The organism is Halanaerobium praevalens DSM 2228 (assembly GCF_000165465.1).
Lineage (GTDB): Bacteria > Bacillota > Halanaerobiia > Halanaerobiales > Halanaerobiaceae > Halanaerobium > Halanaerobium praevalens.
In genome coordinates this window covers 192321-217597 of record NC_017455.1, presented here as the reverse complement: position 1 = coordinate 217597, position 25277 = coordinate 192321, and the positions used below count along the sequence as shown (strand labels likewise).

Below are 25277 nucleotides of genomic sequence, written 5' to 3'. Positions count from 1 at the left end.
TTCAGCTAAATAATAGCAATCATTACTAAAAATCTAGCTCATTTTTTAGGCTAAATTCTAATTAGTCTAATTTGATTAAGCTCAGCTGTTATAGTATTATTTAAATAGAAATTACTATTATCAAAGGAGCAGCTAATGAATAATCAAAAAATTTTAGAATTGTTATTTACTTTATTTAAAAGTATGAGTGTTATTGCAACTTTTGCTTATGTTTTAAGCCGTTTTAATAGTATAAAACATATTTTAAATAATAAATTTAATAAATATGAAAAAATATTTTTAACCTTATTTTTTGCCCTCCTCTCAATTATTGGAACTTTTTTGGGGATTATTGTATTGGATGCTTATGCCAATATCAGAGCTATTGGAGCTCTGATGGCTGGTTTAATGGGAGGGCCAATTGTAGGAATAGTCGCTGGTTTAATTGCTGGTCTACATCGTTTTAGCTTAGGTGGTTTTACTAGTTTAGCTTGTGCAATTGGAACTACAAGTAGTGGCTTAATTGGTGGTCTTTTTGCTCAAAAATATGAAAATAAAAAAATAAATTTTAAAACTGGTTTTCTAATTGGTCTTTTAGCACTTACAATTGAAATGTTAATTGTTATTGTTTTTAGTAGGCCTTTAATTAAGGCAGTAAAATTAGTTGAAATTATAGGTCTGCCAATGATTTTAACTAATAGTCTTGGTATAGCTATTTTTATTAGTATTTTAAATAAAGTTAAAGAAGATAATCAAAAAATCAGAGCTTTTCAAGCCGAAAAGGTCCTCTCAATTGCAGAAAGATCTTTACCTTTACTCCAAACTGGCTTAGACCATGATTCAGCTCAAAAAATCATTGAAATGATCAAAAAAGAGAGTAAAGTTGACGCCGTTTCCATAACTGATAAAAAAGAGGTTCTCGCTTTTACTGGAACTGCAGCTGATCACCATTTAGCAGGTGAAAAAATTAAAACAAAAGCTAGTAAAAAGGCTATTGCTGAACAAAAAACGATTATTATTGATGACCAAAAAAATATTAACTGTCAAGAACCAAGTTGTCAGCTAACAAATGCAGTTATCACCCCTCTTAAAATAGAAAATAGTATTTATGGTTTACTAAAATTATATCGCTGTCAGCAAAAAATAACTGTTTTAGATATTAAATTAGCAGAAGGAATTTCTAATTTATTAGCAACTCAAATTAAGTTGGCTAAACTCTCCAAACAGGCAGAATTAAAAAGTGAAGCAGAACTTAAAGCTCTCCAAGCACAAATTAACCCGCACTTTCTCTTTAATTCTTTAAATGCCACTGCCGCTCTATGCAGGACTAAACCGCTGCAGGCTAGATCCTTATTAATTAAATTAGCTGGTATTTTTAGAAGAACCTTAAAAAGAGATATTCATCAAATAACTCTGGCTGAAGAAATTGAATTTTGCCGGGATTATTTAAGTATTGAAAAAGCCCGGCTTGGTTCTAGATTAAAAGTTTGTTGGCAAGTAGATTCTGCTTTAAAAAATATTAAAATCCCACCTTTTATTATTCAACCTCTAGTGGAAAATTCTGTTAAACATGGCATTCACTCACAAAATGAAGGTGGTCAAATAATAATTAAAGTTGAAAAAAAAGATAAAAAGTTGGAGATTATAATTGCAGATGATGGCCCTGGAATTAAGCCTGAAAAAATAAATGAAATTAAAAATAATGAAAATGATAGAATTGGAATCAATAATATAAAAGAAAGACTCTTTTCTATTTTTGGCAGCCAAGCTAAGCTTGAAATTAAATCTGAAATAGCTAAAGGAACTAAAAATATAATTACAATTCCCTTTAATTTAATCAGCGAAAGGAGTGAACTAAAATGAAATTTAAAACAATGATAGTTGAAGATGAAAAATTAGCTAGAGATGAGCTGAAATTTATGATCGAAAAAGAATCTGACTTTGAAGTTGCAGCTGAATTGGCCAATGGAGAGCAAACACTTGCACTTTTGGACCAAGAAAATTTTGACTTAATTTTCTTAGATATTCAAATTCCAGGTAAAAGTGGAATAGAAATAGCTAGAATTTTAAATCAAAAAAAGAATGCTCCCTATATTATATTTACTACTGCTTATGACGAATATGCAGTTGAAGCTTTTAGATTAGCAGCAGTTGATTATTTGCTCAAACCAATTAGTGATCAACAATTAAAAGAAAGTTTAAAGAAAGCTAAAAAAGAAATTATTAATAGTAATAATTTTAAGCAGAAACTAGAAAATCTTTTTCAAAGTCTAAATAACTCTCAACCAAAACAAGAGCTAAATAAAATCGCTGTCATGGCTAAAGACTATTATTTAATGCTCGACTTTCAAGATATTTACTATTTTTCAACAAAGGAAAAAAGAGTTTGGGCCCACTGTTATCAAAAATCTTATATGACTCAATTTCAGCTCCAAGAATTAGAACAAATGCTTTCAAATCAATTTTTTAGAATCCATAAAAGTTATATTGTTAACTTAAAACATATCAAAGCAGTTATTCCCTGGTTTAAAGGTAAATATCAAGTATTAATGGAAGACTGCTCTGAACATAAAATTCCTGTTAGTCGCTCTAAAGTAGAACAAATAAATAACCTCTTAAATCTAAAATAATGTAATTGAGACTTATATTTTTACAATTCAGCTAAAATGCCTTTTCTTAATCCTTAATCAGAGTATAATTAAAATGTATTAAAAATTTAAGGGGGTTATTTTATGGCATCTTTTCTTATTTCTTTAGCAGTTTTAGTTATTGGTTATTTTACTTATGGTAAAATTGTAGATCGGATTTTTGATTCACAACCTGAGCGAGAAACTCCAGCGATAGCGATGGAAGATGGGGTTGACTACATATCAATGGATTGGAAAAAGGCTTTTTTAATCCAGTTTTTAAATATCGCAGGCTTAGGTCCAATTTTTGGAGCAATCGCTGGTGCTTTATGGGGGCCAAGTGCTTTTCTCTGGATAGTATTTGGAACAATTTTTGCTGGTGGTGTTCATGATTATCTTTCCGGAATGCTTTCTATTCGCTCAGATGGAGCTTCAATCTCCGAAATAATTGGAGAAAATTTAGGTGGAACAATTAGACAGATTATGAGAGTTTTTAGTATTGTGCTTTTAGTTTTAGTGGGAACAGTATTTATGACTGGCCCAGCCATGCTTTTAGCTAACCTGACTCCGAGCTTTATGGGAGTAAATATCTGGCTGGTTATTATTTTAGCCTATTATTTTATCGCGACTTTTTTACCTGTTGATCAAATAATAGGAAAATTATATCCTATTTTTGGCTTAGCACTTTTAATTATGGCTTTTGGAGTCGGCGGCGGCTTAATTTTTGGAGATTATAATATTCCTAACATAGCTTTAAATAATCTGCATCCCGGCGAACTACCAATGTGGCCCTTACTTTTTGTTACTATTGCTTGTGGAGCAATTAGTGGTTTTCACTCTACCCAATCACCAATTATGGCTCGCTGTACAAATAATGAAAAAGAGATTAGACGTATCTTTTATGGAGCAATGGTTGCCGAAGGAATAGTAGCTCTAATTTGGGCTGCTGCAGCAATGACCTTTTTCAAAGGCACAGGCGGCTTAAACGAAGCTTTAACAACTCTTGGTGGCCCAGCTGGAGTAGTTCACGAAATAACAGGTACTATGATGGGCGTAGTTGGTGGAGTCTTAGCAATGTTAGGGGTAATTGCCGCTCCAATAACATCTGGAGACACTGCTTTTAGAAGTGTCCGTTTAACTTTATCTGATATTTTTGATATAGAACAAAAATCAATTAAAAATAGATTAATGCTCGCAATTCCAATTTTTATTGTTGGAGGTATCTTATCCCAAATGAACTTTGATGCTTTATGGCGCTATTTTGCCTGGGCAAACCAAACTGTAGCAATGGTTGTTTTATGGGCTGGTTCAATGTGGCTTGCTAAACGCGGTAAAAACCACTGGATTGCTGCAATTCCTGCCTTTTTTATGACAGGAGTATCTGTAACCTATATTCTTTATGCCCCAGAAGGTTTTAGTTTAGCTTACAACTTTTCTGTGATAACTGGCATCATAATTGCAATTATTACAATGGGAATCTATCTCAAAAAAATAAACAGTACTTCATTTAAAGAAATAATACCTGCCGAAGAAAAACAGGCAGTTTAAAATTTATCATTATTGGTTAACATTTAATATAGTTTAGTTAAAACCTCTGGTTCTTAAAATCAGAGGTTTTTTATTATCAAAAGCTTTAATAATAATTATTAAATAACTGCTCCTGCAAATAATTTATTTAGTTTATCAGGAAAATTATTTTTTTGTTTTAACAGGCAGCACTATTAAGTATAATCCAGCTTGTTATATCATGTTTTTATCAATTTTTTCTTTATTAATTTTACTATTTCAAACATATTTAGCCACCAGTCAGCAAGAAAGGGATCAATGGCCAGATAATCAAATTAGGATTTCCGTAACGCATATGACAGTGTCTGAGACCATTCTCCCCCACTTCTATTTAGATCACCAATATGATTATATTCAGCTTTTAACTGTTGATTCAGCACGGCTAATTTGCCAACTTTTCGCCTCCAATCTTTGCTGCCAGAAATCTTTATATTTACCATCTCCAGCCAGCAGCTGTTGATGATTGCCCTGCTGAATTAATTTACCTGACTCTAAAACCAGAATTTGATCAGAATTTTTAATTGTCGAAAGACGATGGGCAATCACTACTAAAGTTTTATCTTTTACCAGCTCATTAATTGCCTGCTGAATATGCTTTTCATTTTCCGGGTCAACACTGGCAGTTGCTTCATCCAGTAAAATTATCGGAGCATCTTTTAAGATGGCCCGGGCAATCGAAATTCTCTGCTTCTCTCCCCCAGATAGGGAAGAGCCTCCTTCTTCAACTACTGTTTGATAGCCAGCTTCTAATTCACTAATAAAGCGGTGACAGCGAGCTTTTTTAGCTGCTACAATAACTTCTGCCTCTGTAGCTTGAGGATTACCAAAACGAATATTATTTAAAATAGTGTCATTAAATAAATATACATTTTGAAAAACCATACTGATATTTCGAAGTAAACTATCACAGGTTAATTTCTTAACATCAATTCCTCCTACCTTAACCTGTCCCTGCTGTACATCCCAAAAACGAGCAATTAAGTTTGCAATGGTTGTTTTGCCAGAACCTGAAGCCCCGACCAGAGCTGTCATGCTTTTTTCAGGTATTTTAAAATTGATATTTTTTAAAACAGCGTGTTGCTCATAGGCAAAACTAACATCAGAAAACTCAATTTCATATTTATTTAAACTCTTATCCTTACCATCTTCATCAATAATATCTATTTTTTTAAGCGCCTGGTAGCGGTCCAGACAGGCTTCCATCAAACGTATTTCTGCACTCTGAGTGCTTAAAAATTGAAAAGGAACATAAATTCTGAAAATAAAAATGAATACAATCAGCATCACGGGAAGAGATAAACTACCCTGATTAACCGAAATTCCAGCCATCAAAATTGTCGAAGCAATTCCAACTGCAAACCAGAGCTCAAAACGAAAAATGAGTGGTACAAAAGCTCTTTCCATGGCAATCGAAATATCTCTAAATTTCTGAAAAGCTTTTTTGACCGAGCGGGCTTTATCACCAGTTAAATTAAGAGATTTAATCACTGACATTCCTCTCACATATTCAAGTACAGCTGTTACTACTTCTGACTGGGTACTCTGTCTAGTCCGACCCTGCTTTTTACCAACTTTAAATATTTTTCTTAAACTAAAATTGGCCAATAAAAAGACAATAGTCGAAATTAGTGCCAGCCGATAATCTAAATAAAAAAGAAAAAGTACTGAAATTGCCGCATTTACATAGGCCATTACAACTTTATCAATAATATTCATCACGTGCATTTCTACAAAATTAATATCTGAAGTAATAACCGCAGAAATATTACCTAAATTACCCTCATTGAAATATCCCATTGGATAACGTTTTAAACGATCTCCAATTTTAATTCTCTCCCTGGCAAAAATTTCAAAACCAGTTCCACTCTGCAAGGTATAAATAATTCTTTTTAATATAATCTGAATCAATAAAGAGCTTATAATTACAGAGGTTATAAACCAAATATCATTAATTGTTAAAGTCCCTTCAATAATTTCAATCATTGTATAAAAAACCATAAAAAATGGAGTATTGTTAAAAATAGCTTCAACAAAACTAACAAGCATAGCTAGTTTAAGCCTTCTGGAAAAATTACCTGCTAGCTTTAAAACCCTTTTAATAATCTTAAACATTAGCTTTAACCCCCTCTACCTTAATATCCCATTCCATAGCTTCTTGATGAGCCCGCCATAGTTTTTGGTAAATAGCTGATTCTTTAAGTAATTGCTGGTGAGTTCCCTGAGCCGCAATTCGTCCTTGATCCATTAAAATAATATTATCAGCATCAGCTATTGTCGACAGCCGATGTGCAATTACCAACAAGGTCTTTCCTTCAATTAAATCATTCAAAGCTGTCTGAATTCTATCTTCATTTTCGGGATCAGTAAAAGCTGTTGCTTCATCAAGTATAATAACCGGGGCGTCTTTGAGCAAAGATCGAGCTATTGAAATCCTCTGTTTTTGTCCTCCAGACAATTTATTACCTGCATCTCCAGCAAAGGTCTCATAACCATTTTCTAATTCAAGTATAAACTCATGACACTGAGCCAGCCTGGCAGCTGCTTCCACCTCCTGATCTGTAGCTTTAAGATCTCCCATCCTGATATTTTCTCTAATTGTGGTATCAAAGAGATAAATATCCTGAGAGACATAACTAATTGTTTCCATCAATCTGGCAAAAGAAAGTTTTTTAATATCAACTCCATCCAGCCTGATCTTACCTTTTTGAGGATCCCAGAAACGGACAAGTAATTTAGCAATTGTAGATTTACCTGACCCAGATTCACCTACTAAAGCTGTCACATTATTCTGCTTGGCTAAAAAGTTAATATTCTTTAAAACCTCTTCCTGATCATAGGCAAAACTAACATTATCAAAAGTAATATTATGATTAACAGGTGCTAAATCATTTTCGTTTAAATCTAATTCTTCACTCGCAAGCATTTCATTAATCGCCTGACTCTTGCGCTTAATCATAGTTATTGACTCAATAAAACGAGCCAATTTGGACAGTGGTTCACCCAGCCCCATCGCCAGCATCATTACTAAAATATAAGCTGGAAGAGTTAAAGTACCCTGTAAATGGAAATAAGCTCCCAAGGGAACTATAAAACTTAAAGTTGCGGGCAGAATAACAAAAAAACCGGCCATGTAATTCCAGGACTCCTGGAACCAGTCAAGTGTATACTTTTCATAATCTTTGACAGAATCAGTATACTTGGAAAAAGAACTAGTAGTTTGATTAAAAATTTTAATAACTTCCATTCCACTAATATACTCAACTATATTGCTGTTCATTTTATCTCCAGCTTTAAACCAGTATTCCATTTTTTCTTCGTTATTCTGCATCATTAATTTAAAAATAATCAAAGAAATTGGAACAGTCCCTAAAGCTGCCAGAGCCAGCCGCCAATCTAAAAAGAAGATACAGATAACTAGAATAGTTGGTACTACTATGTAGGAAACTCCTTCTGGAATTAAATGTGCCAGAATTAATTCCATTTCTTCGACCATATCAACTATGATATTTTTTAACTGACCTGAACTTCTTTTTTTTATCTCTCCCATTGGCATTTTAATCAATTTTTCTGCCAGACTCTTGCGCATTCCCATTAAAGTATCAAAAGCAGCCTCATGTGAAGCAGACATTGCCTTTAAAAACAAATAGGACTTAGCAATTAGAACTGCCAGAATTAAAATTGTCATTTTTAAAAGATAAGTAAATTCTACTTCCGGCTGTTTTAAAAAAGCCATTATAATTTTATAAACTAAATAAAAAGGTACAATTCCTAACAAAACACTACTGATAGCCATTAAAATTGATGAATATAATTTGTAATGATATTCTTTTGCAAAAGCAAATATTTTTTTGATATCTTCCATTTTTCCACCTTCCTTTAATTTTTTAAATGATTTTGATAATCATTATTATAATAATAACCTTTAACTAATTATTTAACCACTCAGAGAAGTATTTTTTTGACTCATTTTTTTAAAATTTAACCAGTTAGCTTCAATAACCCAAACACTAATCCTCAGAAAACAAAAAAAGAATGGCCAGCAGCCATTCTTGGAAATTATTAATTTGATTTATGATATTTGTTTTCAAAAAGAAATTTTTCTTCTAAATACACTGGGATTAAGCCCGTACTCCTTTTTAAAAGCAGCAGCAAAATGACTTGAGTTAGAATAACCAACCCGATTTGCAATCTCCATAATGTTACTCCCATTCTCTTGAATTAAAAATTCCTTTGCTTTTTCCATTCTTAAAGATCTTAAACAAGAAAAAGGGGTTGCATTATAAATCTCATTAAAACCAACTTTTAATTTGTAATTATTCAGTCCAACTTTTTTTGACAATTCACTAATAGAAAATGGATCGATAAGATTAGAGGCCATAATTTTTTTAGCTTCTTTTATTTTTTTAATATCTTCTGTCTTATTAATAGTATTCTCTTTCTTGTTAGTGGCCAAAAATTGATCTTCAATAAAGTAGGATATTATCTCGACAGCTTTGCTCTGTAGATACAATATTTTGGCTGGAGAACTAAAATCTCCACTGTTCTGAATAATCTGTTTAAAAGGTACAATAAGCTCAGGAATCTCTATTTTTTTAGTTAAACGCCTATTAGTATCTTTAAATATAATTTTCTCCAGTTCTCTATCTCCCTGAAATGAGATTTCTTTAATAAATCTCTTATTAAAATAAATATTCACAAAAAATATATCGATATTCTGCGGGTATTTCATCCAGCCTTGATTATTTATTCCGCCATCCCAATAGCGAAATTCATTTTCATTAATTTCTATTTCATCAGTGAGGGAATAGTCTCTAAATTTTGTCCAACCTTTGAGAAAATATATTATTTCGATCCCTTTTTCTATTTTTAAATTATATTCATACTGTAGGACTTTATTTAATCTAAAGTCTCCAATAATTATTTCAATCCCTTTACCAAATTTTAAACGCTTAATGTATCCTTCACCCTGGCTTTTTTTAATTTGATAATTATTAATATTAACTTCTCCAACTTCCTTTAATATTCCCATCTCATCCGCCATTTTTTTAAAATATTCATCAGTATTTTTAAAAGTATATTTTTTCATAATAACCTTCCTTAATTATAATATTAATCTTATAATCATTATTTACAAATTAAATAACCAGTAATATGTTTTCACAATTAAAACAAATTTTATATTTAATCACCTTATTTTTAAGAACAGCTTTATTTAAAAGTCCAATATTTTCTAAATTTTTTTCTCGACAAGAGATAAAATCACTGGATTGCTGCAATTACTGCCTTTTTTATGAAAGGAGTTTCTCTAACCTATATTCTTTATCCTCCCAGAAGGTTTGAGTTTAACTTTGTACTTTATTTCTTTTGTACCCGGTTCAAATGAAATAAATCACATAGTTAATAAAAAAACAGGCCCTGTTTAAAACAGGAGTCTGTTTTTTATTAACTTTAATTTAGAGCTTTTTCTAAATCCTCAATCATAGTCAGAGTTGTTCCTAAACCACCAGAAGCTACATACCAAATTTCAGAATTAAGATAAATAATTTTATCATCTTGATAAGCAGTAGTAGCTTTAACTAATTGATTTTCTAAAGTCATTTTAGCTGTTGTGCTGCCGCCAACTACAGCTGCTCTATCAATTACCAGTATATAAGGTGGATTTTTTTCTAAAATATATTCAAAAGAAATACTACTTCCATGATTGCTAACTGCAATATTTTTATCAATCGGCTCAAAGCCAAACTCACTATAAACATAACCAAAACGAGAACCCGGGCCATATGCAGTAAGGCTGCCGTCATTTGCCATAATTAATAAAGCTTCATTTGCTTGAGCTTTAAGTTTATTTTTTAAATTTAAAACCTGTGTTTCAATCTTATTTAATTTTTCTGCAGCTAAGGCTTCTTTATTAAAAATTTCTCCTAAAATTTTAGCATTTTTTTTGACTGACTCCATAAAATTATTGCCTTCAATTCCTAAATATAAAGTAGGAGCAATTTCACTTAACTGATCATAAAGATCTGCTTGGCGGCCAGAAATTATAATTAAATCAGGCTGCATCTCATATATTTTTTCAAAATTTGGCTCAAAAAGAGTTCCAATATCTACATACTGATCTGACTGATAGTCAGCAAGCACAGCTGGCAAACTCGATTTGGGTAAACCAGCAACTTCAACACCTAGTTCAGCTAAGGAATTAATAGAAGCATAATCAAAGGCAATTACTTGAGCAGGATTTTCTTCCAGCTTAGTCTCCCCCAATAAATGCTCAACCTTTATTTCTGCGGCTCCAACTCCAACTGATCCTAAAACTGAGATTAGAACTAAAACTAAAATTAACAATTTATTCTTAAACATTTTTCCACTCCTCAAAATTTATTATAAATTAATCTTTATTTAAACTAAGTTATTTTTTAATAATAAAGACATATCTTTTTTTGATCAATATCTTTAATATTAAAATCTGTCTCATAAATGCTTTCTAATATTTTTTCATTTATAATCTCTTCAACACCCCCTTTTTTGACTACTAAGCCCTCATTTAAAGCTACTATTTGATCAGAATAACAAGAAGCAAAATTAATATCATGCATCACAATAATTACTGTTTTATCTAATTCATCAACTAAGCGGCGCAGACGTTTCATTATTTCAACTGAATGCTTAACATCTAAATTATTAAGTGGTTCATCTAAAAGAATATACTCCGTATCTTGAGCAATGATCATAGCTATAAAGGCGCGCTGACGCTGGCCCCCACTCAGCTGATTTAAATATCTATTTTCCAAATTATTAAGCTGCATATAAGCTAAAGCCTGCTCTACTTTTTGGTGATCAAGCTCATTTAGATTTCCCTTAGAATAAGGAAAACGACCAAATTCAATCAGCTCTCTCACAGTTAGCATTAAATTAAGATTATTACTTTGTTTTAAAATAGAAAGTTTACGAGCAAACTCTGTAGTTTGATAATCATTTATTAATTTTCCTTCAAGGTAAATATCACCTTGATAATGCTTAATTATTCGACTAATCAGAGACAGTAATGTACTTTTGCCAGCCCCATTTGGGCCAATAAAAGAAGTGATTTTACCCTTCTTAATTTTTAAATTCACATTCTTGACAACTGCTTTATCACCATATTTTTTAGTTAAATTTTTTATTTCAATCATAATTTTGTCTCCTTTGTCAGAATAATTATTAAATAAAAGCCGCCAATAAAATTAATTAAAACACTAATTGGTGTAGCAAAATTAAATATCTTTTCGGTTAAAAGCTGACCTCCAACTAGAGCAATTATACTGCTTAAAATAGAGGCTGCAAGTAAAAATTTATGCTTATAAGTCTGCATCAACTCTCGAGCTAGATTTACAACTAAGATTCCTAAAAAAGTAATTGGACCAACTAAAGCAGTCGAAATTGATATCAAAATTGAAGTTAAAATTAAAACTAATTTAACACTTTTTTCATAATCAACTCCTAAATTAATTGCATTTTCTCTCCCTAATGATAAAACATCTAAGATATTTAAATTTTTATATAAAATAAAAAGCACAATTAAAAGTCCAGGTACCGCTAAATAAAGTAATTCTAAATTTAAATTATTAAAACTAGCAAAACTACGATCCTGAATTAACATAAACTCATTTGGATCAATTAAAACTTGAATAAAAGTAGCTAAACTCCTAAAAAAAGTACCCATCACTAAGCCCAGCAGTAATAAAAGAAAAATATTATGCTCTTCTTTTTTGAAAAGAAATTGAAATAAAATAAATGCTGCTCCAACCATCAATAAAACGGATAAAATAAAATTAAACTGCACTCCTAATTTAATTAAATTAGCTGAACCAAGAAAAAAGACTAAAAAACTCTGCAGAAAAAGATAAAGAGAGTTAAGCCCTAAAACTGAAGGTGTAAGTATCCGATTATTAGTTATTGTCTGAAAAATAGTTGCTGCTGATCCGATTGCTGCTGCAACTATTAAAATTCCCGCTAGTTTTCGGAGCCGCAGCTTTAAAGCATAACGCCAAATAGTTGGAGTTAAACCTAAACTTAAATATAAAACAATTAGAAATCCTGTTAATAGGGTCAAAGTCAATAACTTGCTTTTTTTAGACATTAGCTGTCACTCCTAATTAGTAAAATGAAAATAAAACTGCCTAAAACCCCTACTACCAGACCAATTGGTATTTCATAAGGATAAATAACTAGCCTGCCTAAAATATCAGCAGCCAAAAGAAAGGCTGCTCCCACTAAAGCAGTTGGCATTATATTTTGCTTTAAATTATCACCATAATACATAGTTACCAAATTAGGAATAATTAAACCTAAAAAAGGAATTCTACCAACTGTAATTACGACTGCTGCTGAGATTAAAGCTACAATCACTATGCCTAAGTTTACATATAAACGATAATTTAGACCTAAATTCTTCGAGAAATCTTCTCCTAAGCCAGTCATTGTAAATTGATTTGCATATAAATAAGCAACAATGATTAAAGGAATACTTAAATATAAAAGTTCATATCTGCCTTCAATTATCATGGAAAAATCTCCCTGCATCCAAGCAGATAAATTTTGTACCAGTTGATAACGGTAAGCAAAAAAACTACTGGTGGCAGATATTATTCTACCTAACATAATACCAACCAAAGGAATTATCACAACACTTTTTACTTTGATTTTTTTTAAAATAGACATAAAAAGCAGACTACCAATTACAGCAAAAAGAAAAGCCAAAGACATTTTAGCTAAAAGCTTTGCTCCTGGAAAAAAAATTAAAGCAGTCAAAATACCAAGCTGAGCTGAATCAATTGTAGCTGCAGTAGTTGGTGAAACAAATTTATTTTGACTTATTTGCTGCATAATTAGACCAGCAATACTAATTCCCATTCCCGCCGTAATAATACTTATTAACCTTGGTATTCTACTTAAAAACAAAATATTTTGTTTTGCTTTTGTCAGCTTAAAAATATCTAAAATTGAAAACTGGCTAACTCCCAAAAAAAGAGAAATTAAAGCCAAAATAAAAATTATTAATAACAAATATCTTTTTTTCATTCTATCTCCTTCAATAAACAATATTAATTAAATAAGAATACTCAACTTTAACTGCAAAAAAATATTTCTTCAACTTAAAATTATTCTTTACTAGAATTTAAGATTGACTGTAAAGAAAGTGAAACTGATTTCATGGCTTCAATTTCTGCTTTAAATTCAGCTACTGAAGCGGTTTCTTCCTCACTTAAAGCTGCTACTTCTTCCGAAAAATTATAATTTTTTTCAACTAAAGCTTTACTTTTCTTAATCCCTAGTAATAACTTTTGATTATTATCTTTAAGTTCAGCAATCTTATTTAACATCATTTCTAAACTATTATCACTTTTATCGACCTTTAAATTTAATTCTTCAAAGTTATTTTTAATCTTAGTTACAGCTTCTTTTCCTTGAGCAATAGTTTTCAAACCAGTTTTCATTTTAGTCTGAGTACTATCAGTTTTAGCATCAATTTCTTTGACTAAAGTTTGAACTTCAGCTGCTGAATCTTTAGAAGCCTCAGCCAATTGTCTGATTTTGGCAGCTACAACTGCAAATCCTCTCCCTGCTTCTCCAGCGCGGGCGGCTTCAATGGAGGCATTTAAAGCTAAAAGATTGGTTTCTTCAGCTAAATTATTAATTAAATCTAAAATATGACTGATTTCAGTTGAGATCTCCGCAAAAGAGCTGATTTCTACTGCCACTTTATTAATTGCTCTTTTTATTTCACCTATATCTTGATTAACTATTCCTACAACTTGATTGCCAGAAGCTACAGTAGCAATTAATTCTTGATTATTTTGAGCTACAATTTCACTTTTACTAGTTAATTTTTCAAAACCAGTTTCCATTTTTAAAATATTATTATTAATATTTTCAATAGATCTTAATTGATTTTGATTTCCAGCAGCAATTTTTTCTACAGATTCTGATACTTCTTCTGAAAAATTACTTAGATTAAAAGCAGTTTGAGCTGCTTGATTAATAATTTTATGTACTTTTTTAGAATTAAATTTTATATTTTGAGTAAAATCCTGTAATTTTATTATCATTTGATTAAAGTTGAAATACAATTTATCCATTTCAGTTTTATTATCTCTTTTTACTTGAAAAAGATTATAGTTACCTGCTTTAACTTCTTTGGTTTTAATAATTATCTGATCCAAATCATCAAAGAAAAAATATTTTAAGGCTAAATAAATAATAACTAAAACTATTAAAGTTGCACTAATTAAAATCAAAGCAAATAATTTATTAGAATCTTTTTTACTCTGATAAATTTCTGCTTTAGCAACTTGAGCAAGAACTATAGTCTGGACTTCGGGAATAAAAATATAGGAATATAAATTGTTATTAAATTCAAAATTACCTTGTATTTCATTCTCAACTTTTATATTTTGTTCACTTTTGATTTGCTTTAAACTCTCATTTAATTTTGAAGCTGAACTTATTAAATCAACTTCTGAATTTTGATTTAAATTTATTTTTCCTGTTAAATTTATTGATTTTGAATTAAGAACTTTTTTCACTTCATTTTTTAATCCTTCTGCTAATTTAGTCCCCAGCTTTTGACTGCTAACTTCATCATTTTGAGAAATTATTTCAAATTGAGAATTAGCTATTAAAATTTCTCCACTTTGATAAGGCATATATTTATCTAAATTATTATTAATATTGCTTAAACCTATAGTCAAAAATAAAGCTCCTTGATTACCAAGTGAAGCACCAACAAGATAGCGCTCATTTTGATAACCATACCACTTAACTACCCCCTTTGGATTTGATTTGAGAGAACTATAAATTTGACTTAATTTTGCTTGAGCAAAAGGATAATCACCTTTGATTTGATAGCTGCTATTTTTATCAAAATAATAAATACTATCGACAAAACTATGATTATTCTTGATCAATTCTAATCTCTGCTGATTATAAACTACATTTTGACTGCTTAACAGAATAACTGATTCACTTATTTTATTGAAAAGATTTTCGATACTAATTTTATTAATTCTAGCGATTTCTAAATTTCTATTTAAGCTTAAATCAATCTTTTCTGTATTAATTTGATCCATAACTAAAAATAAAGCTGTTGAATATAAAAACATTAAAATCAAAATAGATATTAAAATTCTAAATTTTAAGCTCCTCCACATTTTTCCCACTCCTGCATAATTTATACTGAAAACTTAAACTAATTTTTCTGCTGACATTTATTACAACAGCCATTAAAATTAATAATCTGATTATCTATTTCAAATTTATAATCAGATTGGACTTCAGAAATTAAATTTTTTAAATTTTTACTTTCTAATTTTATTATCTCATTACACTTTTTACAAATTAAATGACCATGAACTTCCTGACCCAAATCAAAGCAGATTTTATATTTAATAACTCTATTTTTAATAATTGCTTTTCTTAAAATACCTAAATTTTCTAAACTATCAATAGCCCGATAAACGGTCGCTAAACTAAGTTTATCAGTTCTTTTTTTTAGATATTCAAAAATCTCTTTTTTAGTAAAATAATGTTTTCTGGATTTCCAAAGTTCTTGGCAAATAAAACTTCTCTGCTCTGTAAAATGGTATCCCGATTCAGAAAAAAGATTTTTCATTTTTTTAATTGGAAGTTCATTCAATTTTAATCACCTTTCCTAAAAAAATTTCTAAACTGCTTTTAATTCAGCTTTTTGATCTTTTCTCTGCAAATAACGCTCACATTGTTTTAAGCGATCATAACCCAGCATGATCCCCAAAATAAAATCTTCTTCATCTGTATAAGCTTTTAGATCAGCTTTATTAATTTTTTTTATTACTTCGATACAGTTTTGATCTCCAAAAAAAATATTTATCTTTTTTGCTGAAACAGGATAAATTACATAAGCAATCTGCTTATTTTCCAGGCGTCTAACCATAAAATCTTGGTGTTTACTTTTAGTTGTATGTAAAATTAAATTTCTTAATCCTTTTTCATATTCATATAAATGATGGTTAAAAACTTTCATTTTGCATCTCCCTTTCGCCTCTACTTAAATTATCAATAACCCGTCAGTTATTTAAATTTAAAATAACTAAACGGGTTATTGATTAAACATCTAGTTATCTATTAATTTAAAATAATCCCTGGCACCATTCTTCAATTCTAGTCTCAGTTAAATCGGATTGATTTGTATTATCAATTGCTAAACCAATTAATTTTTCATCTACTAAAGCTCTTGAATCACTAAAATCATAAGTATCAGAAGGATAATGACCTACAAATTCAGCTTCACTAGCTTTTAATTCTTCATAAATAATTCCAATTGCATCAACAAAGGTATCTGCATACATATCTTGATCTCCAGTTCCGACTAAAGCAATTTTTTTGTTTTTTAAATCTACTTCTTTCAGCTCTTCTATAAAATCTATCCAATCAGATTGCAGTTCACCTAAGCCCCAAGTTGAAGAAGCCAAAATTAAATTATCATAAGCTTCAACATCCTCTTTAGCAGCAGAATTAACATTATAAACATCAACATCATAATTTTTTAATTGAGAAGCAAGGCTCATTGCAATTGTTTCAGTATCTCCAGTAGTACTGCCATAAAAAATTCCAACTTTATCCATTATAATCTTCCTTTCATTTATTTTTATTTATTGTACACTTTAAGAGAATGCGGCAATTCTTGATGCTCTACTTCTTGGCCAACTAACTCCGGTACAAATTTTTTTTCAAATTTAGTATTTATAAATTCTATTCTACTTAAAATTAATTCAAATTTATGTTTAAAAACTTTTACAACCTGAGGACAAAATTGCTGACCACTGTGCTCTGTAATTTCTTTTAAAGCAAATTTATAACTTTTAGCTCTTCTATAACTACGATTAGAGGTCATAGCATCAAAACTATCTGCTACCGCAATAATGCGAGCGGCAAGTGGTATTTCTTTCCCTTTAAGTCCAGTTGGATAACCCCTGCCGTCAAAACGCTCATGGTGGTGTAGAACTATTGGAGAAACTGAATCAAAGATTGGAGTCTTTTTCAAAATTTGATAAGCAATTTGCGGATGTTTTTGAATTTCAACAAATTCTGCTTTAGTTAAACGCCCAGTTTTATTTAACACTTTATCTGCAACTCCAATCTTACCAATATCATGTAAATGGGCAGCAATATGAACTTTTTCTATTTGATCTGCCTTTAATTTTAGACCACGAGCAATAATTGTAGCCGTTTCTGCTACTCTCCAAGAATGCTCAAATGTATTATTATCACGAGCATCTAGAGTTTTTAGTAAAATTTCTATTACCTGATGTGTTTTGATTTGAGCTGGAATATAACTTTGCTTTATTTTGAACATAATTAATTTGCTCACCTTGATTTCTATATTTTAATAATCTATTTAAAACTCAATTTAAATACAAACAGCTCTTCTTTCTAATTTCTTATAAATAGAAGCCCAACTACGGCGGGCATAAATAACTTTAACATTACTTTCTTTAGCTGCTCTTTTTACTTTTTTCATAACTGCATGATTTATATAATCCGTCATAATTAAAACAAAATCTGTATTTACAGGAATTTCGAAATTTCTAAATTTAGATTTTTTTCTGCCTGAAAGATGGATTATTTCTTTAAAACCTAAATTTTTAACATTTTTTTTGATTGAACCAAGATTATCTGCTCCAACTATCATTAAGGACATTTTTTGCCTCCTTTACCAATTCTAAATTTATATTTAATTGAAAACGATTCTCATTCTCATCTAAAAAAATAATACTCTCTTACTTTTTAGTTTTGGAACTGCAGCAGCTATCTTCACTACCACAGTCACAACTTGAACAGCCTTCACCTAAAAATACTTGGCGATAAAGCCTTCTGCCAATATAATACACGCTAGCTGCCAAAATTGCAAATGCAATTATTCTATCCATTTAAACCACCTCTTTAATTAAATTTTCTACATGTTTATCTCCAGCTAAAATTCTAATTGCTAACCAGCGACTAGAATAATTTTTAAACTCATTTTTTTGAGCAAAAAATTGAGCTATTTTTTCTATCTTTGTTTCCATTTCTGGACTATAATTGATAATTTGACTAAGATTAGGTTGATACTTTTCTTTGTGATAATAAACTTCTTTAATCATTTCTTTAATTTTTTCTTTACCTTGGGCCTTTTTAGCAACTGCTTTCACAACAGGACAATTCAATTTTTCACTTAGTTTTTCTGCTTCAATTTTAATTTCTCTTTTTTCAACTATATCCATCATATTTAAAACTATAACCATTGGCAAACCAATCTCCAATAACTGTAAAGTTAAATTCAGGCTTCTCTCAAAATTAGAAGCATCGACAATATTTAAAATTAAATCTGCCTGACCTGAAAGTAAATAATCACGGGCTACTGTTTCTTCTAAACTATAAGAACTTAAGCTATAAGTACCAGGCAAGTCAATTAAATTACATTTATCTGAATCAATTTTTAAAACTCCAGTTTTCTTTTCAACTGTCACCCCAGGGTAATTTGCTATAAACTGTCTGGCTCCTGTTAAAAGATTAAACATTGTTGACTTACCTGAATTTGGCTGACCTGCAACTGCTACATTTATTTCACTCACTGACAATCACCTCAATAAACTTTGCTTCATCATGTCTAATACTGACATTATTATCTCTAATTTCTAATTCAACTGGATCAACTAAAGGAGCATTTCTAACTACAGTAAAATCACTGCCTGGAATAAAACCCAAATCCATCAAACGTCTCCCAGAAGCTCCTTTAAGAGCTATATTAACAATTTTCCCTTTAGCACCTGGTTTTAATTTATTTAATCTTATTTTATCCACTTTTTTGCTCCTTTTAATAAATTTTATTTTTAACCATTATTTTAGCTGCCAAATTCTGACCCAGAGCAACCTGTTGATTTTGAATAGCTAGTAAAAAAGGGCCTGGATTACCAGCAGCAATAACTTCAATTTCAGTCCCAATATTTAAACCAAGATCTTCTAATCTTCTTAACAAACCTCGACCATAGCTTTGATTATCAACAATTTTAGCCTTTTGGCCTGAGGGCAGCAGGCCTAAAGGAATTATATTTTCTCTCATTTATTTTCACCTCGATTTATTATTTTAAATTATCAAATTTAAGCTTCATTATATATTTCTTTTGGTTTAATAAAAGCCATAATTAACATGAAAATAATTGCTAATAAATAAAAGGCAAACATTGTCTCTAAACCAGATAAATTAAAATAATTACCTCCACTAAAGATTAAAACTGAAGCAATAAAACCCATCAATATTGGATATAAAAGTCCAAACAGCATCCATTTGGTGCTTCCAGTTTCTTGCCTCACTGCAACCATTGTTGGAATACAAGGTGGATATAAGGCCATAAAAACCATCATCGCTAGTGCATGGAGTGCAGTCCAGCCAGAAGTATCTGAAATTCTACTTGCTAAATTATCATTTGGGGTTTGACTTTTATAAATTGCCCCTAAAGTTGCTACACTATTTTCTTTAGCTGCAAAAGAACTGATTAAAGACATATTTATTTTCCAATCAAAGCCAGCATAAGTTGTAAGTGGCTCTAGATAATAACCTAATCTTCCTAAAACACTGCCCTCTAGATTTTTATTATTGATCTCTGCCCTTAATGTTTTTCGAGTCCGATCAAAATATCTATATTGTTTAAAAACTTGAGCAGCCTTCCGATCTCGCTGCCACTGACCATCAACCTGATAACGCCCACGATTAACTATTTTATAAAATAAAGTATTTTTTTCTTTATATTTTTCCTGCACTTCAGCTAGAGCTTTTTCTCCACCTGAATTTAACTTATCACTATTAAAATTAGCAGTATAATTAATAAAGTTTCTTAGTTTTTGGTCACTATTTAAAGCTTGATAATATTCTGGATTAGCTTTAATTCCCTCATAAAATTTACTCTGAGCCTGATCAATTTTAGCCTGATATTCATTTGTTTGTTGACTATTAATACCTGGATAATTAATTAAAAAGAAAACAATTACCATAACTACAGCTACTACTGTAGTTATTTTTTTGAGAAAAAGCCATAACCTCTCAAAACTGCGTCTTAAAACCCCCTTGATCGTTGGCAAATGATAACTAGGCATTTCCATCACAAAAGGTGAAGAAGGCTTGTGTTTAAGCACTGTTAGTGAAAATAATTTACTTAAACCTAAAGCAATAAAAATATTTACAGTAGCAATAAAAAACATTGCTTTTCCTTGATGATCAGTAAAAAACATTGAAATCAGCAAAATATAAAGTGGAGTTTTAGCCAAACAATTCATTATGGGGGCAATTAAAATAGTTGACAACCTTGCCTTCTCATCTTTAATCCCTCTTGTAGCCATTACTCCTGGCACTGCACAGCCGCCCACAAATAAGCCACTTAAAACTAAAGGGAAAACTGATTGACCATGTAAGCCAAAACGCCGTGCAACTCGATCCATAATAAAAGTTACTCTGGGAATATAACCGATATCTTCTAAAATAGCTATCAGAGTAAATAAAATTAAAAAGATCGGAATATAATTTAAAATTGCTAAAACACCATCAACAACACTAATTACCAAAGAACGTAATAAAGGATCAAATAATAAATTTTCTCCAGGTAAAAATGAAACAATTAAACCTTTTAAAGAAGATAAATAAGGCCAGGTATAATTAGTTATTTCATAGCCCTGAACAATACTTAATTGGTAAATTAAAAAGATTACTCCTAAAACAAGCAGTGGACCAAAAAATCTATGTAAAACTATTCTATCAGCTTTTTTAGTAAAACTTTCTTTTTTAACTTCTGGCTTTTTTAAAACTGACTCAGCTAAATTAGATGCTTCTGTATAATAAGACTGAGCAAAATGATTTTCTAAATCATAATAATTATTAGCTTTAAAAGTTTTTTGTTCTTCAGCAGCAAAAGTTAAAAGATCTTCTATATTTTTAAATTCTTCTTGCATAAAATTACCTCTCCCTGTTAGAGTAAACAAGAGACAGGCAGCTAAATTAAACTACCTGTCTTTGTTTTTCCTAGTCTATAGCATGAGCTTTAACCCACATTACTGCTCCAATTTCATGATCTTTTCCATTTATTTGTTCACCTTCCATTAAAGCTGCAAAACCCCACCAACCTGAGTTTGGAATGCCATAAGTAAAGACTCCATTTTCATCAGCTTTAATTACCTGAGTTGCATGAGCTGGAGTTGGAAATTCAAATTCTGCATTATTAATTCCTGCATATGATTCAGCATTTAAACGCTCAACTTCTATTTCAGCATGTGGTACTGGTTGACCATCTTTTTTGACAACTCCCTGGAATACATTGCCAGCCCAAAGACCATAAGGTCTAGTTAAAGGTACAATTTCAGCTTTTAAGCCAAGTTCTGCATCCCAATCTGAGGGAGCACCCATACTATTTACTACTACTTTAGTATATTGACTTATGTAAAGACCATCCATTTCTTCCCAATAAGGGGCTGGCTGCAGATAAAAAACAAAGTCACCAAAACCTCTAGTTTGATAACTAGTTTCATAAGCAGTTGCTCCATCAAAAGTAGTTTTTTCTAAACTATCTAAAAGATCTTTTTTACGTCCTTTATGATAAACTCCAAACTGCACTGGTTCTCCCATTTCCATTGTGTGAGAAGCTTCGCCTGGATGAGTAAAGATTAAATCAAGATCAATTTCTTTTTCATCCTGAGAGCTTAAAACATCATCTGTCGGCATTATTAATTGAAAGTGCGCTGAAGCCATCATTGTTGAAGAAACAACCATTACCATTACAACAGCTACTAAAACTAATTTTCTTTTTAATTTATTAATTTCAAAATTCATTAGATCATTCTCCTTTTGTTTTTTAATTTTTATTTTTTAATCTTTGCCGCTGAAATTTAAAGTTCAGAATCTGTTAACTTAGGTCCTTTTTCAATTACATTGTGACCAGGGCCAGCAGCGAAAATAACTTTATAATCTACCGCCGGTTTTTCGATTACTGCTTCACTAAAATCATCAAGTTGAGTTCTATAAATTACTAATTTTTCTTCAAATAATTCTGCTTCACCAGCAGGTTTTTCAGCTCCAATTTTATCTAAATACTGATCTCTAGCTTCAGTATCACCAGCAAATTCTTGCTCTGTAACTAAAATAATATCTGTACCAGAAGCTGAAGATCCATCAGAAAAGCCTCCCTGAACATAAATTGTGCCATCATGATAATCCTCTACATATAAAATAGGTGTGTGTGCCAAAGCCGCCTGTGAAACAACAATTAAAAAGACTAAAGTAATTAAAATAGATAATTTTTTCTTATTCATCAATATTTCCCTCCTAATTTTTTTAGGCAAGCCTAAATTGAGATTAAAAAAAGAGATTGATACTCATTCTCAATGGCTGCCAAAAAAATAATTTTTTTAGGTTAACCTAACTTGAATAATATAGTATCAGATCACTCAAGTTTTTGCAAGGGTTTTTTATATTTTTACTGATATCAGCCATAAATTAAAGCTAATGGCTGATATCAGTATTTATAGTTAGTTAATTAATCTTTAACTATTTCATCAAAGTCATATTCTTTACCACTTGCAATAGGACAACCCTTGTCACTACAACCTGCGCAAGGACTATCTGTCCCTTTAATCCCACCATAAACTTTTTTGCCAATATAATAAAGACTACCAAAACCTAAAATTCCTAAAAATATATATTCCATCATTAACCTCCTTCAGCCGAAAGCATAAATTCAGTTTTAAAAGCAGCTAATTTAAATTCAATCAAATTAACTGCTTCTAGATTCTAGATTCCAAAACCGAGCAGTATTCCACCTTGGTAGATTAGAAAAGAAACTATCCAAGCTAAGACAAACAGATATGAAGCTGTAATTATAGGCCACTTCCAACTTTGAGTTTCCGACTTAATAGCCCCTAAAGTAGCTATACAGGGAGTATAAATTAAAACCATAGTTAAAAATGAATAGGCTGCTAGCGGTGAATAATTAGCCTGAAGAGCAGCTCTTAAACCACCTTCACCGGCTGCATACACAACACCTAGAGTTCCAACTACAACCTCTTTTGCTAAAATACCAAAAACAAGGGAAGAAGCTGCCTGCCAGCTGCCAAAGCCAAGTGGAGCAAAGATAGGGGCTACTAATTGACCAAACTGTCCAATTAAACTTTGAGCAGATGCATATTCTACTCCTAATGGTAAATTAGCTAAAACCCAGATTAAAACAACAACTGAGAAAATAATTGTACCAGCTTTTTTCAGAAAAGCACCAACTTTTTCCCACATATGGATAAAGACACCTTTTAAAGTTGGAATTCTATAAGGAGGAAGCTCCATTACAAAGTGAGAACGCTCACCTTTAAATAAGATTTTATTAAAAATACCAGCCATAATAACTGCCATTACAATTCCTAAAATATAAAGAGAAAAAACAACTGTACTTGCATGATCAGCAAATAATGCTCCTGCAAAAACTACATAAACAGGTAATCTAGCCGAACAGGACATTAAAGGATTAATCAAAATTGAAATTATCCTATCTCTCTTACTATCTAAAGTCCTAGTTGCCATTACTCCAGGTACATTACAACCAAAACCGACAATCATTGGAATAAATGATTTTCCATGTAAACCTAATTTACTCATCACCTTATCCATTACATAAGCTGCTCTGGACATATAACCACTATCTTCTAAAATACCTATTGCTAAAAATAATAAAAATATATTAGGAATGAAAACTAAAACAGAACCAACACCACCAATTATTCCATCAGTTACAAAAGAAGATAGTAACGGCGCAACTCCAGCTTCTAAGAGTAAATCTCCAATCCAGCTTCCTGCCAGCTCAAAGAAAGATTCAATATAACCAATCAATGGATCACCTAAAGTAAAGGTGAATTTAAAGATGGCCCACATAACTGCCATAAAAATTGGAATTCCTAAATATTTATTAGTCACTACTGCATCAATTTTATCAGAAGTATTTTCTGGTTCTTGATCCACTTCAGGTCTTGTTACACTTTCTTCTATAATTTTATTGATAAATTCATATTTTTTATTAATTATAATATTATCAAAATCATCTTCTGCTTTAAGTTCTCTTTCTGCAATTAAGCTTTTTATTTTTTTTGCTTTAGAAGCACCTATTTCTCTTTCCAATAATTTAACTGCTTCTGGATCATGCTCAATTAATTTAACTGCTGCCCAACGCTGATTTAGCTGCTGTGAGAAATCATTTTCTTTTAATAATTCTATAACTTCTGCAATCAGTTCTTCAACCTCAGTTCCATAGTCAATTTTAAGTGAAGCTTCACTTAAATTTCTATTCTCAATTGTCTTCTCTAAAAGCCTTTTAATGCCGCGGCCTCTGCTGGCAACTGTTTCTACAACTGGAGTCCCTAACATTTGACCTAGCTTCTTTTTATCAATTTTAATCCCTTTTTTCTCAGCCTCATCTGCCATATTTAAAACAGCAATTAAGTCAACTCCCATTTCTAAAAGCTGAATTGTGAAATATAAGTTACGGTCTAAGTTAGCTGAATTAATGATATTTAAGACCACATCATAATCACCAGCTGTTAAAAAATCTCGTGCTACAACTTCATCTTCCGAATAAGCACCTAGAGAATATGTACCCGGAAGATCAATTACTTCCAGCGAATAATCTTGGTAAAAAGCACGTCCGGTTTTCTTTTCAACTGTTACTCCAGGCCAGTTTCCGACATGCTGTCTAGAACCTGTTAACTCATTAAACATTGTTGTCTTACCAGAGTTTGGATTACCTGCTAAAGCAACTTTAAGCTCTGTATTTTGTCTTTCTTTTTTATTTAAAGCCATTAATTTTCACACCCTTTGTTATCTACTATTACTTTATGTGCCATGCCTCTTCCCAAAGCCACTCTATTATCTCCAAGTCCCACAATTAAAGGACCACCAGAACTTCTATAAATTTTAACTGATTTACCACTAACAAAACCTAAATCATTTAGTTTACCTTTGGCAGTTCTCCCACCAATAATTTCTTTAATACAAGCTGTTTCTCCTGCTCTTAACATTGCTAAAGGCAT

General features: G+C 31.0%; 26 protein-coding genes. 3 read left to right on the top strand and 23 right to left on the bottom strand.

Annotation, left to right across the window (positions count from 1 at the left end; all coding sequences use genetic code 11):
- The first annotated feature begins 135 nt into the window (after positions 1-135).
- The 3 genes from HPRAE_RS00965 to HPRAE_RS00955 all read left to right on the top strand — a co-directional run bounded on the left by HPRAE_RS00965 (position 136) and on the right by HPRAE_RS00955 (position 4154).
- The gene (locus HPRAE_RS00965; protein ID WP_014552379.1) at positions 136-1842 is read left to right on the top strand and encodes a LytS/YhcK type 5TM receptor domain-containing protein; all 1707 of its coding nucleotides are present in this window, start codon (positions 136-138) and stop codon (positions 1840-1842) included.
- Entirely contained in the window at positions 1839-2609 is a 771-nt protein-coding gene (locus HPRAE_RS00960; RefSeq protein WP_014552378.1) for a LytR/AlgR family response regulator transcription factor, read from the top strand. Before HPRAE_RS00965 ends, HPRAE_RS00960 begins: the two co-directional genes overlap by 4 nt.
- Before the next feature lie 102 nt (positions 2610-2711).
- The gene (locus HPRAE_RS00955; protein WP_014552377.1) at positions 2712-4154 is read left to right on the top strand and encodes a carbon starvation CstA family protein; all 1443 of its coding nucleotides are present in this window, start codon (positions 2712-2714) and stop codon (positions 4152-4154) included.
- A 372-nt stretch (positions 4155-4526) separates the two neighbouring features.
- On the opposite strand, the gene HPRAE_RS00950 is transcribed toward HPRAE_RS00955, so the two are convergent.
- The 23 genes from HPRAE_RS00950 to HPRAE_RS00850 form a co-directional block, all read right to left on the bottom strand.
- A complete protein-coding gene (locus HPRAE_RS00950; protein WP_014552376.1) occupies positions 4527-6284 on the bottom strand; it encodes an ABC transporter ATP-binding protein in 1758 nt (585 codons plus the stop codon).
- Positions 6277-8034: an ABC transporter ATP-binding protein gene (locus tag HPRAE_RS00945; RefSeq protein WP_014552375.1), complete on the bottom strand. Its 1758-nt coding sequence runs from the start codon at positions 8032-8034 to the stop codon at positions 6277-6279. Before HPRAE_RS00945 ends, HPRAE_RS00950 begins: the two co-directional genes overlap by 8 nt.
- Positions 8035-8256: 222 nt before the next feature.
- Complete coding sequence (locus tag HPRAE_RS10845) at positions 8257-9258, bottom strand: helix-turn-helix domain-containing protein (RefSeq protein WP_014552374.1); 1002 nt, start codon at positions 9256-9258, stop codon at positions 8257-8259.
- A gap of 362 nt (positions 9259-9620) precedes the next feature.
- A complete protein-coding gene (locus HPRAE_RS00935; protein ID WP_014552373.1) occupies positions 9621-10529 on the bottom strand; it encodes a siderophore ABC transporter substrate-binding protein in 909 nt (302 codons plus the stop codon).
- Between the two features lie 56 nt (positions 10530-10585).
- Positions 10586-11341, bottom strand: a complete 756-nt coding sequence (locus HPRAE_RS00930; RefSeq protein WP_014552372.1) for an iron ABC transporter ATP-binding protein — start codon at positions 11339-11341, stop codon at positions 10586-10588.
- Complete coding sequence (locus tag HPRAE_RS00925; RefSeq protein WP_014552371.1) at positions 11338-12288, bottom strand: iron chelate uptake ABC transporter family permease subunit; 951 nt, start codon at positions 12286-12288, stop codon at positions 11338-11340. Before HPRAE_RS00925 ends, HPRAE_RS00930 begins: the two co-directional genes overlap by 4 nt.
- A complete protein-coding gene (locus HPRAE_RS00920; protein WP_014552370.1) occupies positions 12288-13229 on the bottom strand; it encodes an ABC transporter permease in 942 nt (313 codons plus the stop codon). Before HPRAE_RS00920 ends, HPRAE_RS00925 begins: the two co-directional genes overlap by 1 nt.
- 80 nt (positions 13230-13309) lie before the next feature.
- Complete coding sequence (locus HPRAE_RS00915; protein ID WP_014552369.1) at positions 13310-15358, bottom strand: methyl-accepting chemotaxis protein; 2049 nt, start codon at positions 15356-15358, stop codon at positions 13310-13312.
- Positions 15359-15396: 38 nt separating this feature from the next.
- On the bottom strand, positions 15397-15843 hold the full coding sequence (locus HPRAE_RS00910) for a Fur family transcriptional regulator (protein WP_014552368.1): 447 nt from the start codon (positions 15841-15843) through the stop codon (positions 15397-15399).
- A gap of 27 nt (positions 15844-15870) precedes the next feature.
- A complete protein-coding gene (locus HPRAE_RS00905; protein ID WP_014552367.1) occupies positions 15871-16209 on the bottom strand; it encodes a DUF2023 family protein in 339 nt (112 codons plus the stop codon).
- A gap of 106 nt (positions 16210-16315) precedes the next feature.
- Entirely contained in the window at positions 16316-16810 is a 495-nt protein-coding gene (locus tag HPRAE_RS00900) for a flavodoxin (RefSeq protein WP_014552366.1), read from the bottom strand.
- Positions 16811-16833: 23 nt separating this feature from the next.
- Complete coding sequence (locus HPRAE_RS00895) at positions 16834-17541, bottom strand: HD-GYP domain-containing protein (protein ID WP_014552365.1); 708 nt, start codon at positions 17539-17541, stop codon at positions 16834-16836.
- A 54-nt stretch (positions 17542-17595) separates the two neighbouring features.
- A complete protein-coding gene (locus tag HPRAE_RS00890; RefSeq protein ID WP_014552364.1) occupies positions 17596-17886 on the bottom strand; it encodes a DUF2325 domain-containing protein in 291 nt (96 codons plus the stop codon).
- A gap of 79 nt (positions 17887-17965) precedes the next feature.
- Positions 17966-18115, bottom strand: coding sequence for a FeoB-associated Cys-rich membrane protein (locus tag HPRAE_RS10985; RefSeq protein ID WP_014552363.1), 150 nt, complete (start codon positions 18113-18115; stop codon positions 17966-17968).
- Entirely contained in the window at positions 18116-18799 is a 684-nt protein-coding gene (locus HPRAE_RS00885; protein ID WP_014552362.1) for a FeoB small GTPase domain-containing protein, read from the bottom strand.
- Positions 18792-19028 (bottom strand): FeoA family protein, encoded by a 237-nt coding sequence (locus tag HPRAE_RS00880; protein ID WP_014552361.1) that lies wholly within the window; start codon positions 19026-19028, stop codon positions 18792-18794. Before HPRAE_RS00880 ends, HPRAE_RS00885 begins: the two co-directional genes overlap by 8 nt.
- A 13-nt stretch (positions 19029-19041) precedes the next feature.
- A complete protein-coding gene (locus tag HPRAE_RS00875) occupies positions 19042-19287 on the bottom strand; it encodes a ferrous iron transport protein A (RefSeq protein ID WP_014552360.1) in 246 nt (81 codons plus the stop codon).
- Between the two features lie 38 nt (positions 19288-19325).
- The gene (locus HPRAE_RS00870) at positions 19326-21167 is read right to left on the bottom strand and encodes a nucleoside recognition domain-containing protein (protein ID WP_050755987.1); all 1842 of its coding nucleotides are present in this window, start codon (positions 21165-21167) and stop codon (positions 19326-19328) included.
- A 70-nt stretch (positions 21168-21237) separates the two neighbouring features.
- A complete protein-coding gene (locus HPRAE_RS00865) occupies positions 21238-22041 on the bottom strand; it encodes a DUF4198 domain-containing protein (protein WP_014552359.1) in 804 nt (267 codons plus the stop codon).
- 56 nt (positions 22042-22097) lie between these two features.
- Positions 22098-22520: a hypothetical protein gene (locus HPRAE_RS00860; protein ID WP_014552358.1), complete on the bottom strand. Its 423-nt coding sequence runs from the start codon at positions 22518-22520 to the stop codon at positions 22098-22100.
- Positions 22521-22744: 224 nt separating this feature from the next.
- Complete coding sequence (locus tag HPRAE_RS11150) at positions 22745-22915, bottom strand: hypothetical protein (protein ID WP_014552357.1); 171 nt, start codon at positions 22913-22915, stop codon at positions 22745-22747.
- An 83-nt stretch (positions 22916-22998) separates the two neighbouring features.
- The gene (gene feoB / locus HPRAE_RS00855; protein ID WP_014552356.1) at positions 22999-25047 is read right to left on the bottom strand and encodes a ferrous iron transport protein B; all 2049 of its coding nucleotides are present in this window, start codon (positions 25045-25047) and stop codon (positions 22999-23001) included.
- Entirely contained in the window at positions 25047-25277 is a 231-nt protein-coding gene (locus HPRAE_RS00850) for a FeoA family protein (protein ID WP_014552355.1), read from the bottom strand. The genes feoB and HPRAE_RS00850 overlap by 1 nt, the downstream gene beginning before the upstream one ends.

Excerpts from the sequence above, each read along its gene's own strand:
- HPRAE_RS00965 (WP_014552379.1), top strand. The coding sequence starts at position 136 with ATGAATAATCAAAAAATTTTAGAATTGTTATTTACTTTATTTAAAAGT.
- HPRAE_RS00960 (WP_014552378.1), top strand. The coding sequence starts at position 1,839 with ATGAAATTTAAAACAATGATAGTTGAAGATGAAAAATTAGCTAGAGAT.
- HPRAE_RS00955 (WP_014552377.1), top strand. The coding sequence starts at position 2,712 with ATGGCATCTTTTCTTATTTCTTTAGCAGTTTTAGTTATTGGTTATTTT.
- HPRAE_RS00950 (WP_014552376.1), bottom strand. The coding sequence starts at position 6,284 with ATGTTTAAGATTATTAAAAGGGTTTTAAAGCTAGCAGGTAATTTTTCC.
- HPRAE_RS00945 (WP_014552375.1), bottom strand. The coding sequence starts at position 8,034 with ATGGAAGATATCAAAAAAATATTTGCTTTTGCAAAAGAATATCATTAC.
- HPRAE_RS10845 (WP_014552374.1), bottom strand. The coding sequence starts at position 9,258 with ATGAAAAAATATACTTTTAAAAATACTGATGAATATTTTAAAAAAATG.
- HPRAE_RS00935 (WP_014552373.1), bottom strand. The coding sequence starts at position 10,529 with ATGTTTAAGAATAAATTGTTAATTTTAGTTTTAGTTCTAATCTCAGTT.
- HPRAE_RS00930 (WP_014552372.1), bottom strand. The coding sequence starts at position 11,341 with ATGATTGAAATAAAAAATTTAACTAAAAAATATGGTGATAAAGCAGTT.
- HPRAE_RS00925 (WP_014552371.1), bottom strand. The coding sequence starts at position 12,288 with ATGTCTAAAAAAAGCAAGTTATTGACTTTGACCCTATTAACAGGATTT.
- HPRAE_RS00920 (WP_014552370.1), bottom strand. The coding sequence starts at position 13,229 with ATGAAAAAAAGATATTTGTTATTAATAATTTTTATTTTGGCTTTAATT.
- HPRAE_RS00915 (WP_014552369.1), bottom strand. The coding sequence starts at position 15,358 with ATGTGGAGGAGCTTAAAATTTAGAATTTTAATATCTATTTTGATTTTA.
- HPRAE_RS00905 (WP_014552367.1), bottom strand. The coding sequence starts at position 16,209 with ATGAAAGTTTTTAACCATCATTTATATGAATATGAAAAAGGATTAAGA.
- HPRAE_RS00900 (WP_014552366.1), bottom strand. The coding sequence starts at position 16,810 with ATGGATAAAGTTGGAATTTTTTATGGCAGTACTACTGGAGATACTGAA.
- HPRAE_RS00895 (WP_014552365.1), bottom strand. The coding sequence starts at position 17,541 with ATGTTCAAAATAAAGCAAAGTTATATTCCAGCTCAAATCAAAACACAT.
- HPRAE_RS00890 (WP_014552364.1), bottom strand. The coding sequence starts at position 17,886 with ATGTCCTTAATGATAGTTGGAGCAGATAATCTTGGTTCAATCAAAAAA.
- HPRAE_RS10985 (WP_014552363.1), bottom strand. The coding sequence starts at position 18,115 with ATGGATAGAATAATTGCATTTGCAATTTTGGCAGCTAGCGTGTATTAT.
- HPRAE_RS00875 (WP_014552360.1), bottom strand. The coding sequence starts at position 19,287 with ATGAGAGAAAATATAATTCCTTTAGGCCTGCTGCCCTCAGGCCAAAAG.
- HPRAE_RS00870 (WP_050755987.1), bottom strand. The coding sequence starts at position 21,167 with ATGCAAGAAGAATTTAAAAATATAGAAGATCTTTTAACTTTTGCTGCT.
- HPRAE_RS00865 (WP_014552359.1), bottom strand. The coding sequence starts at position 22,041 with ATGAATTTTGAAATTAATAAATTAAAAAGAAAATTAGTTTTAGTAGCT.
- HPRAE_RS00860 (WP_014552358.1), bottom strand. The coding sequence starts at position 22,520 with ATGAATAAGAAAAAATTATCTATTTTAATTACTTTAGTCTTTTTAATT.
- HPRAE_RS11150 (WP_014552357.1), bottom strand. The coding sequence starts at position 22,915 with ATGGAATATATATTTTTAGGAATTTTAGGTTTTGGTAGTCTTTATTAT.
- feoB (WP_014552356.1), bottom strand. The coding sequence starts at position 25,047 with ATGGCTTTAAATAAAAAAGAAAGACAAAATACAGAGCTTAAAGTTGCT.
- HPRAE_RS00850 (WP_014552355.1), bottom strand. The coding sequence starts at position 25,277 with ATGCCTTTAGCAATGTTAAGAGCAGGAGAAACAGCTTGTATTAAAGAA.